The sequence below is a fragment of the Pleionea sediminis genome (assembly GCF_007570825.1).
GTDB classification, from domain to species: Bacteria; Pseudomonadota; Gammaproteobacteria; order Enterobacterales; family Kangiellaceae; genus Pleionea; species Pleionea sediminis.
In genome coordinates this window covers 1,483,745-1,498,629 of sequence record NZ_SUNB01000001.1, presented here as the reverse complement: position 1 = coordinate 1,498,629, position 14,885 = coordinate 1,483,745, and the positions used below count along the sequence as shown (strand labels likewise).

Annotated in this window: 15 protein-coding genes; 9 read left to right on the top strand and 6 right to left on the bottom strand. The window is 39.4% G+C overall.

Annotation, left to right across the window (positions count from 1 at the left end; genetic code table 11):
- The first annotated feature begins 51 nt into the window (after positions 1 to 51).
- Positions 52 to 1,524 (top strand): 4-hydroxy-3-polyprenylbenzoate decarboxylase, encoded by a 1,473-nt coding sequence (ubiD, locus tag FAX86_RS06075; RefSeq protein ID WP_144392446.1) that lies wholly within the window; start codon positions 52 to 54, stop codon positions 1,522 to 1,524.
- Positions 1,524 to 2,246, top strand: coding sequence for an NAD(P)H-flavin reductase (locus tag FAX86_RS06070; protein WP_144392445.1), 723 nt, complete (start codon positions 1,524 to 1,526; stop codon positions 2,244 to 2,246). The genes ubiD and FAX86_RS06070 overlap by 1 nt, the downstream gene beginning before the upstream one ends.
- Positions 2,247 to 2,285: 39 nt before the next feature.
- On the opposite strand, the gene FAX86_RS06065 is transcribed toward FAX86_RS06070, so the two are convergent.
- From FAX86_RS06065 to ftsY, 5 genes are all read right to left on the bottom strand, one after another.
- A complete protein-coding gene (locus FAX86_RS06065; protein ID WP_144392444.1) occupies positions 2,286 to 3,104 on the bottom strand; it encodes a substrate-binding periplasmic protein in 819 nt (272 codons plus the stop codon).
- 172 nt (positions 3,105 to 3,276) lie between these two features.
- A complete protein-coding gene (gene rpoH / locus FAX86_RS06060; RefSeq protein WP_144392443.1) occupies positions 3,277 to 4,143 on the bottom strand; it encodes an RNA polymerase sigma factor RpoH in 867 nt (288 codons plus the stop codon).
- A gap of 230 nt (positions 4,144 to 4,373) precedes the next feature.
- The gene (ftsX, locus tag FAX86_RS06055) at positions 4,374 to 5,357 is read right to left on the bottom strand and encodes a permease-like cell division protein FtsX (protein WP_144392442.1); all 984 of its coding nucleotides are present in this window, start codon (positions 5,355 to 5,357) and stop codon (positions 4,374 to 4,376) included.
- Entirely contained in the window at positions 5,357 to 6,037 is a 681-nt protein-coding gene (gene ftsE, locus FAX86_RS06050) for a cell division ATP-binding protein FtsE (protein ID WP_144392441.1), read from the bottom strand. Before ftsE ends, ftsX begins: the two co-directional genes overlap by 1 nt.
- A 14-nt stretch (positions 6,038 to 6,051) precedes the next feature.
- Complete coding sequence (gene ftsY, locus FAX86_RS06045) at positions 6,052 to 7,200, bottom strand: signal recognition particle-docking protein FtsY (protein WP_144392440.1); 1,149 nt, start codon at positions 7,198 to 7,200, stop codon at positions 6,052 to 6,054.
- 119 nt (positions 7,201 to 7,319) lie between these two features.
- On the opposite strand from ftsY, the gene rsmD reads away from it, so the two are divergent.
- Both rsmD and FAX86_RS06035 read left to right on the top strand, forming a co-directional pair.
- Positions 7,320 to 7,910 carry a 16S rRNA (guanine(966)-N(2))-methyltransferase RsmD gene (gene rsmD, locus FAX86_RS06040; protein WP_144392439.1) on the top strand — a complete coding sequence of 197 codons (591 nt, stop codon included), beginning with the start codon at positions 7,320 to 7,322 and terminating at the stop codon, positions 7,908 to 7,910.
- Between the two features lie 37 nt (positions 7,911 to 7,947).
- Positions 7,948 to 9,783, top strand: a complete 1,836-nt coding sequence (locus tag FAX86_RS06035; RefSeq protein WP_144392438.1) for an ABC transporter ATP-binding protein — start codon at positions 7,948 to 7,950, stop codon at positions 9,781 to 9,783.
- Between the two features lie 15 nt (positions 9,784 to 9,798).
- On the opposite strand, the gene FAX86_RS06030 is transcribed toward FAX86_RS06035, so the two are convergent.
- Complete coding sequence (locus FAX86_RS06030; protein WP_144392437.1) at positions 9,799 to 10,524, bottom strand: pseudouridine synthase; 726 nt, start codon at positions 10,522 to 10,524, stop codon at positions 9,799 to 9,801.
- A gap of 175 nt (positions 10,525 to 10,699) precedes the next feature.
- On the opposite strand from FAX86_RS06030, the gene FAX86_RS06025 reads away from it, so the two are divergent.
- From FAX86_RS06025 to FAX86_RS06005, 5 genes are read left to right on the top strand one after another with little or no spacing between them, the layout of a single operon-like run.
- Positions 10,700 to 11,350, top strand: coding sequence for a methylamine utilization protein (locus tag FAX86_RS06025; RefSeq protein WP_205859108.1), 651 nt, complete (start codon positions 10,700 to 10,702; stop codon positions 11,348 to 11,350).
- The gene (locus FAX86_RS06020) at positions 11,347 to 11,784 is read left to right on the top strand and encodes a hypothetical protein (RefSeq protein WP_144392436.1); all 438 of its coding nucleotides are present in this window, start codon (positions 11,347 to 11,349) and stop codon (positions 11,782 to 11,784) included. Before FAX86_RS06025 ends, FAX86_RS06020 begins: the two co-directional genes overlap by 4 nt.
- Entirely contained in the window at positions 11,759 to 13,633 is a 1,875-nt protein-coding gene (locus tag FAX86_RS06015; RefSeq protein ID WP_164503481.1) for a putative bifunctional diguanylate cyclase/phosphodiesterase, read from the top strand. Before FAX86_RS06020 ends, FAX86_RS06015 begins: the two co-directional genes overlap by 26 nt.
- On the top strand, positions 13,626 to 14,453 hold the full coding sequence (locus tag FAX86_RS06010; protein ID WP_144392434.1) for a DUF3034 family protein: 828 nt from the start codon (positions 13,626 to 13,628) through the stop codon (positions 14,451 to 14,453). The genes FAX86_RS06015 and FAX86_RS06010 overlap by 8 nt, the downstream gene beginning before the upstream one ends.
- Positions 14,447 to 14,869, top strand: coding sequence for a group I truncated hemoglobin (locus tag FAX86_RS06005; protein WP_246128506.1), 423 nt, complete (start codon positions 14,447 to 14,449; stop codon positions 14,867 to 14,869). Before FAX86_RS06010 ends, FAX86_RS06005 begins: the two co-directional genes overlap by 7 nt.
- Positions 14,870 to 14,885: the final 16 nt, after the last annotated feature.

Here is a 14,885-nt window from a genome sequence, read left to right as displayed (position 1 = left end):
GCGAAAGTTAGCGTATAATTATCAACGCTAACTTTCGCAGTACGGAATTTTATGAAATATCGAGACTTAAGGGATTTTATTGATCAGCTCGAAGCTCAGGGAGAGCTTAAAAGAATTACTCATCCGATAGATCCCAATTTGGAAATGACTGAGATTGCCGATCGCACTTTACGAGCTGGTGGTCCTGCGTTGCTATTTGAAAATCCAAAGGGCTCTGACATTCCAGTTTTGGCAAATTTGTTTGGAACGACCAAACGTGTTGCCATGGGAATGGGACATAATGACATTTCTGCGCTTAGAGAAATTGGTGAATTACTGGCATTTCTAAAACAGCCAGAGCCTCCTAAAGGAATAAAAGAAGCTTGGTCGCAGCTGCCTATTTTTAAGCAAGTTTTAAATATGGGGCCGAAAGTCGTTAAGAAGGCTCCGTGCCAAGAGCAAGTTTTGGAAGGTGATGCAGTCGATCTATCGAAATTACCGATTCAAACTTGCTGGCCAGGTGACGCGGCACCTTTAATAACATGGGGCCTCGTGATTACTCAAGGGCCGGAAAAGTCTCGTCAAAACCTTGGGATTTATCGGCAGCAAGTTATTGCTAAAAATAAAGTCATCATGCGTTGGTTATCACATCGTGGTGGCGCATTAGATTTTCATGAATGGAAATTAAAGAATCCTGGTAAGCCTTTCCCCGTTTCGGTTGCTTTGGGAGCAGATCCTGCGACGATATTAGGCGCAGTTACTCCAATACCTGATAACTTGAGTGAGTACGCTTTCGCTGGATTGTTACGTGGCAAAAAAACGGAACTTGTTAAATCTATTGGCAACGAACTACAGGTGCCTGCGAGCGCTGAAATTGTTTTGGAGGGCGTGATTCATCCCGATGAAATGGCTCCAGAGGGTCCTTTTGGTGATCATACCGGATATTACAATGAAGTGGATGAGTTTCCAGTTTTTACTATCGAGCGCATTACGATGCGGCAAAAGCCTATTTACCACAGCACTTACACGGGACGCCCACCGGATGAGCCTGCGATTTTAGGAGTGGCTTTGAATGAGGTTTTTGTGCCTATTCTTAAACGTCAGTTTCCCGAGATAGTTGATTTCTACTTACCACCTGAAGGGTGTTCCTATCGTATGGCTGTGGTAACCATGAAAAAGCAATATCCTGGTCACGCTAAACGAGTTATGCTCGGTGTTTGGTCGTTCTTGCGCCAGTTTATGTACACCAAGTTTGTATTGGTTACTGACGATGATGTTAATGCGAGAGATTGGCAAGATGTTATTTGGGCGCTCACGACGCGCGTTGATCCAGCTCGTGACACGACCATGATTGAAAACACACCCATCGACTATCTGGATTTTGCATCACCTGTTTCTGGTTTAGGGTCGAAAATGGGCATCGATGCGACAAATAAATGGCCTGGAGAAACCGATCGCGAATGGGGAGAAGTGATTGCCATGAGCGATGACGTTAAACAAAGGGTCGATACTTTATGGGATGAACTCAACATTTTGGAGTCATAATGGAAGAACTATTTTGTGAAGTTAAAGCAATTGATTTATTGGGTAAAGATGTACATCGTGTACGCCTGCACTCAGAAGCATTATCGAAGGTTGATTATCAGGGTGGACAATATCTGACACTGCAGGCTGATGGTGGACGATGGATTCCTTTTTCTATTGGTAATGCGCCTGAGGAAAAAGAATTCCTTGAGCTTCATATTAAATTAGTTCCAGGGCATGAACTTGCTGAGAATATTATGTCGCAATTGCGAAAAACTCGTAAGGCGCACGTTCAAATTCCAATGGGTAAATGTACATTACGTTCTGGTAAAAGGGATGTTGTACTAATTGTTGGTGGAACAGGGTTTTCTCCGGCAAAGGCAATTATTGAGTCAGCATTTGCAAAAAATGATTCGCGTCACTTCAGTTTATTTTGGGGGGCTCAATCGGCTGAGGATTTATATTTAGACGACTTACCTAAATCTTGGGAAACTAAAGAGTCTAATTTTACTTACGTCCCGGTGATTTCTGGTAATGACTCAAACTGGAATGGCGCAACTGGGTTTGCACACCATGCTGCAATGAATCATTTTAATAACTTACTCGAAATGGATTTTTATATATCGGGTTCTGAGGCCATGGTAATGGCGGTTTATCACGATCTAATGGATAAAGGTGTTCCAAAGGATCAAATTTTTGCCGATATTCTCGATATTAAGCGAGAGATGGGTGATGATGTATAAGTTTTTATGTTAGAGAGGGAGTCATAGCTCCCTCTTATTTCAAAGTAAGTACTTATCTAAAATTTCTTTGTACTTTCCTGAATTTTTGATTGAGCTGATAGCTTCATTGAAGCGAGAAACAATTTTGTGATCGACGGATTTCATACTAAACATCAAATGTACATTGCCACTATGTATGGTAAGTTCAAGTTGCTCTATTTGATCTTCCATCCCTTTTCTTTTCAGATTATAAGCACCAACAAAAGGGTCTTCGATAATAACATCGACATTATGCTGTAAGAGATTGTAGTAATTGGCCTCTCCTACAGTTGAATAGACAAATTGGTCTGAGTAATCATTAGAGTCTTGTAAATTTGCGACTTTTTCTCCGTAAATATAATCAGTAGTCACGCCAACTTTGTGCCCTGCAGTAATAATTTTATTAATATCAGCATCAAATTTATCAACTTCACCGGTTCGAACATAGAGTACGAAGTTTTCTGAGCGATAAGGATCAGAGAACATAGCAAACTCTTTTCGTTTTTCGGTTATTGATGCTCCTGCTACTAAATCAACTTCGCCTTTGCGAATCATCTCTAAAAGAGTCATCCAGTCGTGCTGCACAAATTTCAGGGAACAGCTCGCTTCTTCTGCCATAGCTTCGATTAACTCTATATCCAGACCTGACACATTATTGCCAGGTGTCAGGTACAAATAGGGCTCCCAAGGATCCCATCCCATAGTGAGTTGGCAATCGTTTTGAACAGACTGCTGGCTGGCTTTACTGACAGTTTTTTGTTTTGTTTCTTTATTTGGAGGTTCTCCACAAGCTGTAAGCAGTATCAAACTGATGAAGAACACAATAACTTGCCTTGACATAACCTTCTCCTGTTGGGAAGTTTTCTTATGAGCGAAAAGACTGTTATTAAAATTGTAGTTTAATTTCTAAAAGTTTATGTGAGGTCAGATAAGACTATTGAAGTAAAATAGTAAAAATTTTTTAACAGGCATAAAAAAAAGCGCCCTTCGGCGCTTTTTTTATTTATGAGATTTACGCAAGAATTGATGCTTTTAATTTTTTCATGGCGTTCTTTTCTAGTTGGCGAACACGTTCAGCAGAAACACTATATTGATCAGCCAATTCTTGAAGAGTTGCTTTCTCTTCATCAAGCCAACGCCGCTTTACGATATCTTGACTTCGTTCATCAAGTCCTTTCATTGCATTAAGCAATTTTGTTTCATGGTGGCTTTGCCAGTTATCTTTCTCGTATACAGATGCTGGGTCAGCTGAATGATCTTCTAAAAACTGTGAAGGAGCAAAGTTTGCACTGTCATCATCGTCACTACTGCTCGATGGTGCATCAAAGGCCATGTCTCTAGCGTTGAGTCTTCCTTCCATTCGTCGAACTTCAGCTTCGCTAACACCTAAATCTTTTGCTACCGCCTCAATCTCGCTATTGCTGAACCAACCAAGACGCTTTTTTGAGCCGCGTAGATTAAAAAATAATTTTCGCTGTGCTTTGGTGGTCGCTACTTTTACGATGCGCCAATTTTTTAAGACAAACTCGTGAATCTCGGCTTTTATCCAGTGGACGGCGAATGAAATTAAACGCACGCCAACATCTGGGTCAAAGCGTTTAACGGCTTTCATCAAGCCAACATTTCCTTCTTGAATCAAGTCTGCCTGTTGTAGGCCGTATCCACTATAGCTTCGTGCTATATGAACAACAAACCGAAGGTGGGATAGAACAAGCTGGCGAGCAGCTTCTAGGTCTTCGTTGTCTCGAAAACGCCGCGCTAGCTCTTGTTCATCTTCCGCACTAAGTACTGGAATGGCATTGACTGCGTGTACGTAAGCTTCAATGCTACCCTGAGGTACCGATAGAGCAAAATTTTGATTCGAAAGCTGAGTGTTCATGGTTCTCCTAATCTCCTGGAATTAGCGACTACATCCAGATTTTTGGACCGCGAATTTTAGCACAATCATATTATTAATGGCTAATATTAGCAGTCTTATTTATAGAGTGCTAATTCTCTTAAAAGTTTCATCCGTAAATGAAAATCGACCTACTTTATATGCCAGCGAACCTGCATATTTCAAGGCATTCTTACAATTGGTTACATCTGACATAACTTAAAAATATGGAGTTAGGTTGGTTCTATATCCTTTAAATGCCGCCCAACCGATATCCAAGACCCTAATAGTCCTAAAAACGAAGCAATTACAATAAGTTGCAAAGCCTCGACGAAAGCCAGGCCAGATAAACGAAATTGACTTTCGTAAAGGCCAGCTAGGTTTCTGACGGGGTCTTTTAGCCATAGTACACTGCTATTCACTAAAATCCATGCCAGAATTCCGGCAAAAATACCAAACCAAAGGCCGCTGTAAAGAAAAGGTCGCCTGATGAATGCATCAGTGGCTCCAACAAGCTTAATTATTTGAATTTCCTCACGTTTATTTTGTATCGCAAGCCTTATGGTGTTACCAACAATGAGTAGAACCGACAGGCCCAAGATAACGCCTAAGGCTGAAACAGCTTTTTGCGCAATGGCCATCATACTGTAAAGCTTGCGTACCCATTGCAAATCTAGCTGAGCAAGTTCAACTTCCGGTATTTCCTGTAGCTCAATAAGCAAAGCTTCTGATGCTTCTGGCGAACTGTGAGCAACTGTTGGCGTAATTACGAGAGTATCTGGCAAAGGATTTGAGTCCAGAAAGGATAATGCTTCACCGAATCCAGACAGTTCACTAAATTCTTTGAGCCCCTGATCTTTTGGAATCAAGCTGACATCAGCGATTTTCACCGAGTTTTTAAGCTCATTTTGAACTTTTTCAACTTCCTCTGCAGAAATTTCCATTTTTAGAAACAGGGATATTTGAGTCGCGTTATCCCATCCACTGGACACCATTTGGGCGTTTTTCAGAAAAACGTGGAATCCTGCAGGAAGAGCAAGTGCAATTGCTAAAACAGCAATAGTCATAAAACTTGAAATAGGAGCTCTGAATATCTCATGTAAACCCTTACTGCATTCTTGACCGTGATGCCTGATTCCCATTTTAAACCGAGAAATAAATGTGCTTCCGGAAGAGAACTGTGCTCCTTTAGGTCCGCCCAATTCTGATTGACTCATTAGGCGCCTCCTGTAACTTCATTATTGTCTTCAAGTAGTCGCCCTTCTTTGAGCGAAATAACCCGGTGGGGTAGTCGAGCAATTAAGCTTAAGTCATGCGAGGCAATGAGTACGCTTACACCCACTTGATTAAATTGCTCAAACAACGACATTATTTCTGCCGATAGCTCAGGGTCTAAATTTCCGGTTGGCTCATCCGCAAGAAGTAATGGCGGCTTATTAACCACTGCTCGAGCGATACCGACACGTTGTTGTTCTCCGCCCGATAGCATAATTGGATGCAGCTTTTCTTTTGACAGTAATCCAACTTTATCGAGCGCTGCCCTTACGCGCCGCCCTATTTCTCGGTGTGGATATCCTGCAATTATGAGTGGTAGAGCAACGTTATCGAATACAGTGCGATCAAAAAGCAAACGGTGATCTTGGAAGATCATTCCTATGTTTCGACGAATATAAGGAATTTTCCGACGTCCTACTCGCCCAACGTTTCGATTATCAATGATGACTTGCCCAGAAGTCGGCTTTTCCATGACACAAATCAGTTTTAGCAATGTACTTTTTCCAGCACCTGAGTGCCCTGTCAAAAACGACATTTCCCCACTATCGAGAGTGAAACTTATATTTCTTAGCGCTTCATGTCCGTTGGGATAACGCTTGGAAACCTCATTAAACTGAATCATATCGTCTGCTTTAATTATTCTTCTGAGGCATTTTCGTTCTGATCAAATAGCGCATCAATAAACTCGTGAGCATGGAATGGCCTTAAATCTTCCAAACCTTCGCCTACGCCAATGAATCGAATTGAAGTCTTTGCCTTTTGCGCAAGAGCAAAGACTACACCACCTTTGGCAGTACCGTCGAGTTTCGTCAGTGTTACGCCAGTTAGCTCTATGGCATTATTGAATTGTTCGGCTTGGTTTAATGCGTTTTGACCTGTTCCTGCGTCAACAACCAGCATCACTTCGTGCGGAGCAGAAACATCAAGCTTTTGCATAACACGTTTAACTTTTTTAAGTTCTTCCATGAGGTTGTCTTTAGTATGTAGACGGCCTGCTGTGTCAGCTATAACGACATCAACACCCTTTGACTGCGCCGACTGCAGTGCGTCATAGATGACAGAAGCGGAATCAGCTCCTTCATGCTGAGCGACGACGGGAATTTCATTCCGTTGACCCCAAACTTGTAACTGTTCAACTGCTGCAGCACGAAAAGTGTCCCCGGCAGCTAACATTACAGATAGGCCTTGACCTTTTAATTGCTTAGCAAGTTTACCAATGGTCGTGGTTTTGCCAACGCCGTTGACCCCAACCATTAAAATTACAAAAGGTTTGTGAGCTTCCAAGTCAATGGTTAGTGGATTAGCAACGGGTTCAATCATGTTGGCCAGTAACTCTTTGAGTCGAGCCATTAATGCTTCAGGATCAGTGAGCTCTTTTCTTGCTGTTTTTTCGGTCAAATCTTGAATGATGTGTGATGTGGCTTCAACACCAACGTCAGCCATTAGAAGTTGTGTTTCTATTTCTTCTAATAAGTCATCATCAATTGTTTTCTTTCCCAAAACTAAGCTTGCAATGCCTTCTGAGAAGTTGGAACGGGTTTTACTCAACCCCGATTTAAGCCGCGCAAAAAATCCCCTTTTCTTTTCAGTTCCGGGCTTTTCTCGAGTCTCCTCGATGAGTTCTGTTTTCGGCTCTTCGGTTTCTGTTTGCACAGATAAGTCGGCTTGTACCGGTTCCGTTGAGGCTTCCTGTGGTTCAGCCGGGGTCTCTGATTTGTCCTTTTTGAACCAGCCAAAAAGACCGCCGGACTTTTTCTTTGTGTTAGAATGTTCTTTGTCTGACATAAAACTCATTCTTTCGTTAAATTCAGTAAGTCGGTCTTTGGATAGTATTTAACCGACCGGGCTGGGAAATTGCTCGCTATCCTACCATTTTAAGCTCTAAAGCCATAGTGAGACAGTGCATGATTCACCAAACCAGGCGTAAGCCGACCAAAGGTTCTAAATTAGGTCACGTAAGAATTATTGGTGGTCGTTGGAAAGGACGTCGCCTTAAGTTTATAGAGGTAGCGGGACTTAGACCTACTCTCGATAGAGTACGAGAAACTTTATTTAATTGGTTAATGCATGACATTCACGGTGCTCGGTGTCTCGACCTATTCGCTGGAAGTGCTGCTTTGGGAATAGAGGCTCTTTCTCGTGGTGCCAAAGAAGTGGTTTTTGTGGAAAAAAACAAAAAGGCTGCAGATTTCATACACAAAAACCTTCAAGATTTAGAATTCTCTAATTACAAAGTTTTTAATACCAGCGCAGAAGTGGTTATTAAAAAAAATGAGACACCTTACGATATTATTTTTGTTGACCCGCCCTTTTTTCAAGAATATTTGCAAACGACGCTCAAATCGATCAACAACGAAAAGTTTGTTACGCCTGGTACATTAGTTTACGTTGAGCGTGAAAAACATTCTGATGAAATAGAATTTCCTGAAAATTGGGAACGCTTAAAGGAAAAGCAAGTGGGTGGATTAGAATTTTATTTATTTAGCATTAAATAGCCACTCAAGAACTCAGTAACCCAAGATTTCGTTATCCATGAAAACGTTATATAAATTTTTTGAAAGCTTAACTCAACCTTTTCCCCCAACCAGTGCAGAGCAACCACCTAAAGGACTCTATGCCTTTTGTCGTTACTATACTCGCGGAATGGAAAAGCCGATTGTTGTAATGTCGATTACAACAGTTTTCATTGCTGTACTTGAAGTATCATTGTTTGGATTTATGGGTAACTTAGTTGACCTATTGTCAGCTAATGAGCCAGAATCATTTTTCGCTGCTAATAAAAATTTATTAATATGGATTTGCGTTTTATTAATTATCGCGCTACCGGTGCTTTCTATTATTCATGCGAATCTTACACATCAGTCGTTGCTCGGAAATTTTCCTATGAGTATTCGCTGGAAAGCACATCGTTACTTGTTAGGACAAAGCGTTTCTTTTTTTCAAAATGACTTTGCTGGGCGCGTTGCTACAAAAGTAATGCAAACGTCTTTATCTGTTCGAGAAACAGTTATGAAGTTACTCGATGTTATCCTATATATTACGGTTTATTTTACTAGCGCAGTTGTTTTGATATCGCAATCAGACTATCGATTAATGCTAGTCGTTTTGAGCTGGTTTTTGCTTTATGCGATTGCTCTTGTCTATTTTATCCCGCGCTTAAAACAATTATCTGCGGCACAAGCGGATGCTCGTTCATTAATGACGGGGCGAATCGTAGATAGCTATAGCAATATATCAACAGTCAAGCTCTTTGCACACAGTCAACAAGAGGCTAATTATGCGAAAGATAGCATGGAAGAGTTTCTGAGAACTGTGTATCGACAGATGAGAAAAGTAACAGGCTTAATCGTCAGCGTTCAAATTCTAAATTATTTGTTGGTGTTTGCGATTGGAGCGGTATCTATATATCTGTGGTCGTTAAGTGCGGTAACCGTGGGCGCGATCGCGATTGCAGTCAGTATAGCTCTTCGTTTAAATGGTATGTCTCAATGGGTCATGTGGGAAATAAGTGGATTATTCGAACATCTAGGAACGGTTAGTGATGGTGTTTCAACCTTATCTCGGCCGCAATCGATAGTTGATAAAACGGGTGCAAAACAGCTTAAAGTGATTGAGGGAAAAATAGATTTTGAAAATGTCACTTTTCATTATGGAAAAGGTGGTGGTGTCATTGAAAACCTAAACTTATCGATACAACCTGGCGAAAAGATCGGTCTTGTAGGGAGAAGCGGAGCTGGAAAATCGACGCTAGTGAACTTATTGCTTCGCTTTTATGATGTCGAAGAAGGCAAGGTTCTTATTGATGGTTCAGATATCAAAGATGTCACTCAAGAATCATTGCGATCACAAATTGGTATGGTGACTCAAGATACCGCATTGCTTCACCGATCGGTTAGAGAAAATGTTTTGTATGGAAGTCCACAATCCAGTGAAGAAGATTTACTAGCCGCGATTGATAAAGCTGAAGCCAATCTTTTTATAGAAGACCTGGTTGATATGAATGGACGTGAGGGATTAGATGCTCATGTTGGTGAACGTGGTGTCAAATTATCGGGAGGTCAACGTCAAAGAATCGCTATTGCCCGAGTTTTATTAAAAGACGCCCCAATCCTTATTTTAGACGAGGCAACGTCTGCCCTTGACTCAGAAGTAGAAGCTGCGATTCAGGAGAGTCTTTACAATCTTATGGAAGGTAAAACGGTGATTGCCATTGCACATAGACTGTCAACGATTGCAGCAATGGATCGGCTGATTGTCCTGGATGATGGAAAAATAGTTGAACAAGGAACTCATAGAGAACTCGTTGATAATGGAGGACTTTATTCGCAATTATGGAGTCATCAAACGGGTGGATTTCTTGGTGAGTAGTCAAATACTCGCGAATTAATTAGTCCAAGAATTTAATTTCCGAAGATTCCATAAAGCTGATTCAAATTGCTCGTCGAGATCTGCTGTAACTGTCAAAATATCTCCATTTGGCTGAGCAATTTCCAGCTTTTGAGCATGAAGCAATAACCGATGACAATTTAACTTATTTCTAAAATATTGATTGTGTGGGGTTTTTCCGTAAGAGGTATCGCCAATTATTGGATGTGAAATATGCTTCATGTGCCGTCTCAACTGGTGGCGTCGTCCGGTTTGTGGGGATAGCTCAACCAGTGAATAGCGCGTTTTAGGGTAGCGATCAACAGGCTCATCAATTTCGAAATTATGTAAAGTTTTTAGGCTTGTTAATGCATTTTTGGTTTTTAGCAACTCTGAATCTTGGCTTTTGAATACAGCTTTCTCTTTGAGAGGATGGTCAATATCTAGTTGCGCGGGTGTTAAACCTCGAACAATAGCCCAATAGCATTTTCTTACTTTATTCTCTTCAAACTGTCGACTCAAAAAAACAAGTGCATCTTTACTCAGCGCAAAAAGAATTACGCCTGAGGTGGGTTTGTCTAATCGATGCGCGGGATAAACCTTTTGTCCAATAGCATCTCGTAATTGTTGAATCAAAAATTCTGTTTCATATTTGTCAATTTCGCTTTTATGAACGAGTAAACCAGCAGGTTTGTTGACCGCTATAAGATTGGAATCATGGTATAAAATAGAAAAGCGTGACATTTAAAAGTTTACTCTAGTCGCTTTAAGCCGCCGATTAGTTATTTTAACATGAAAAGTAACGTTTCCATCAGTTTCAAGGAAAGGAATTCTTTACAACTTAACTGGCTGAATTTACGGTTCTTTTCTATTATTAAATGACGCGACGCTATACTTCGAACAATAATACTTAAATTCTATGACAAGTCTTCGGACAATATGCTTATCACTATTTTTTACTGGATATTTATCACTGAACTTTGCGGAAGAAACTCACTTCAAAGTCATTGATCAAAATGGTAAACCGATCATTAACGCGGTGTTAGAACTTGATATTAAGTCGAGTGATTCAACGCATCAGAAAAATAAGAAAACCCATATAATCGATCAGGTTAATAAAGCGTTCAAGCCTAAGGTGGTTATCATCAATCAGGGTGGTAAAGTCGATTTTCCAAACAGTGACAATATACGGCACCATGTTTATTCTTTTTCTCCGACTAAAACCTTTGAACTCAAGCTCTATGCGGATAAACCAAAGGCGCCAATAGAGTTTCCTAAGTCGGGCGTTGTTATTCTCGGATGCAATATACATGATTCAATGGTGGGTTATATCTATGTTGCTAAATCAAATCTTCATGCACTTACAGACGAATTTGGATTAGCGGAATTTAATACCCAACTACCGTTTGATAATGTGCGTGTTTGGCATGCTCTTAAAGCCACTGGACCAGATTCTTACAACTCTTATTCTCTTAGAAAACTCGAGATACAAGGTAATCATTACGTTATTACTTTAAGCTTACAAAATCCTGAACCTCGAAATACTTTTGAAGATGTTTTTGGACAATGATTCAAAGTAGCTTAAAAACGCAAATAATCTCCCTGTGTGTCATCCTTGTCTGTCTAACAAGTTTTTCTCTTATCTCAATCTTTTGGTGGAACATAAGTTATTTTAACGATGATGTTATTAATGAAAAAATAGAGAATGCAGAAAATGTACTAAAAGAATATCTTTATGCGAAAGAAGAACTACTCCGAACAGCCGCTATCGTTCTGACATCTGATTTTGGCTTCAAACAAGCTGTCGCTACTAAAGACTCGGAAACGATTAAAAGTGTACTTGTCAATCATGGATCAAGAATTAATTCTGATATTATGGTTTTAATATCACGAAGCGGTGAAATTATTTCATCAACCATTAGCAGTAATAATGACAATATTGACTTCTCTAGAAATATCATTTCCAGTGATCAACAAAATGAAATTACAGTTTTTGGTTTTTAATCAAGAGTTATATGAAATTATCATTTTACCTGTCAAAGCGCCACGAATAATTGGTTACTCAATTATTGGCTTTAAATTTAATGATAAAGTAATGTCGGAACTAAAACGACTAACTTCTGTGGATGTTTCATTCCTCTTAGAAAATAGAATAATTATTAGTTCGTTTGACAAAAATAATGATTATTCGCTTTTTAATCAAGAACAACCCTATTTTTTTATTTTTAAACGTGATTCATATAAAAATAAAATTATTGAATATTCGAAAGCACCTTATAATATTTCTGCCCAATTATCTGCAAGTTTAAATTCTTCTTATAAAGCATTTGATTCTCTAATATTTTCAAGTATTGGATTCTCATTACTAATTTTGTTTATTGGCATATTAACTAGTAGGTTTATGGCCGGTAGTCTTACAAAACCGTTGAAAGCACTTGTATCGATGACCAAAGAGTTTGCTAAAGGTAATTACTTATCAGAAGACTTGAAAAATAAAGCTTCTGTGGAAGTTGAACGACTTTTTCGTAGGTTCAAAACTATGGGAACAGAAATTGCCTCTAGAGAAAGAGAGATAAAGTTTCAAGCCGAGCATGACATACTAACAGGCCTATACAATAGGTACTCGTTAATTTCTAAATTAGGCATAATTTTAAACCGCTATCGTCAAATTCTACTAATATCGATTGACATTCGAGGATTTAAGGGAATTAACGATTCTTTAGGTGCTACTGTTGGGGACAAGTGTTTAAAGGCCGTTGCCGATAGACTCTCTTCGTTCAGTGATTGCGATGACGCGCTACACGGTAGATTAAGTGGAGATGAGTTTCTATCAATCCTTGCTATTAAAGATAAACAGACAATAGAGGATGTTGCTAAGGAATTTTTAGATTCACTTAAAGAACCATTTAATATTGATGATTTAAAGTTTTCTATGAATTTCTTTATCGGAGCGGCTGTATATCCAAGAGATGGATTATCAGCAAGAGATCTCATTCGTCGCACGACTATAGCTCTTGACGCAGCATCTCAAGAAGAAGTTGCTCTTCGTTATTACAAAGAAGGTGAAGACGAAGCCCATCTAACCAGGCTAAAAACCATAGAACAGCTACGATCGGTATTATCCGATGATGATGGATCACTGTTTATGGCTTATCAACCAAAACTTAATTTAAACTCGTCAACTATTGATAAGGTAGAGTGTCTTATTCGATGGAATAATAATGGAGAGTGGATTTCTCCAGAATTTTTTGTCGACCTTGCTGAAAAGTCCGGTCTAATCGTTGAGTTAACTCACTGGGTAATTCGTAAGGTATTTCAACAAGTAACACAATGGAAAGAAGAAGGTATTTCAGTACACGTAGCTATTAATGTTTCAGCGCAAGACTTGTCGCATCCTGACTTTCTTGAGTTCCTACTTGAGCAACTCGAGGAGCATGAAATAAAGGCTAATCAAGTTACATTAGAGTTAACTGAAAGAGACATAATGAATAATGAAGATAGAATAATTACGCGACTTAACCATCTCAAGACGATTGGTATTTCTGTGTCTGTCGATGACTATGGAATAGGACAGTCATCTCTTAATAAACTTAAACAGTTACCCGTTGATGAATTAAAAATTGATAAGAGCTTTATCATGACTCTGAGTGAATCAGAGGTCGACCAAAAGATCGTTGAATCTACGATTAATCTCGGGCATCGTTTAGGAATGCACGTTGTAGCTGAAGGTGTTGAGAATGAGGAAAGTCTAAAAATTCTAGAAACTATGAAGTGCGATCATATACAAGGTTACTTTTTGTCACGACCACTCAACGCGGAAGATTTTAGCCAATGGTATAAAAAATATGAGTAAGTACATTTTTCTATTTACAATATTATTTTTGAACATTAATAGTCTTTACTCTAAAGGAAAGTTGATAGCAGCTCCCGGTGTTTCCCAAATTGAAGGTTCGGCTGGAGGCGGATTGGTTCCCTGGTCGGGAGTCGCGGGATATGCGACAGATAATGAATATTCCGCTAATGCTTTCTGTTCTCGTGCGATTGTTGAAGACTTTGCATTAACCTCTTGTGGTATTCAATTTAGTGCATATGACCAAATTGAATTGTCTTATGCAAAGCAGCTTTTTAGAGTACATCCACTGGCTTTAGATTTAGAGCAGAATATAACAGGCGCCAAAATAAAACTTACGGGTGATTTAATCTATTCAAAATGGCCAATGTTGAGTCTTGGAGTTCAGTTTAAAAAACTAGATGATCCAACTGTACCTTTCGCGTTAGGTGCTGCAAAAAGAAGCGGGACTGATTTTTATATTGCGGCGAGCAAACTTCATTTAGGTGCGCTAGGTGGTTATAACTGGCTTTGGAATACTACTTTACGACGCACCAAAGCTAATGAGATGGGATTGCTAGGTTTTGGTAGCGGAACTAAAGAGGCTAAATGGATGGCCGAAATTTCTACGGCAATAATTCTAGATCCTGAATTAGCATTAGGTATAGAGTTTCGTGAAAAACCAGATAACTTGCAGTTAGATGAATCAAACTGGTCGGATATATTCATTGCTTGGTTTCCCAATAAAAACGTAAGCGCCACACTGGCTTATGTCGACCTCGGAAAAATCGCAACTATAAAAGGCCAAACAGGCTGGTACATGTCATTTACAGGATATTGGTAGATGAAAATATTTATTTTAACAGTTATCCTATTTTTTTATCAAGTTGTGCTACGACAAAAAAAGAGACGCTATACAAAAGACTTGGCGGAAAGGAAGGTATTGAAAAAATCACTGATAATTTAATTAAAAATATTGGTAAAGATAAAGAAATATTTCATTATTTTGCTAAGACCAATATTTCTCACTTTAGGCGAGGTTTGAATTTACATTTGTGTGATGTGAGTGATGGGCCGTGTCGATATGATGGTGATTCGATGGTTGATATTCATACGGGAATGAATATTAATAAATCGGATTTTAATCACTTAGTCGAACTATTGATTAATGCTATGGAAGAAGCGAATGTTAATATCAGAACACAAAATCAATTATTGGCCCGTTTGGCACCTTTGCGAGAACAAGTCATTCATCATTAGGAATCTATAAACAATA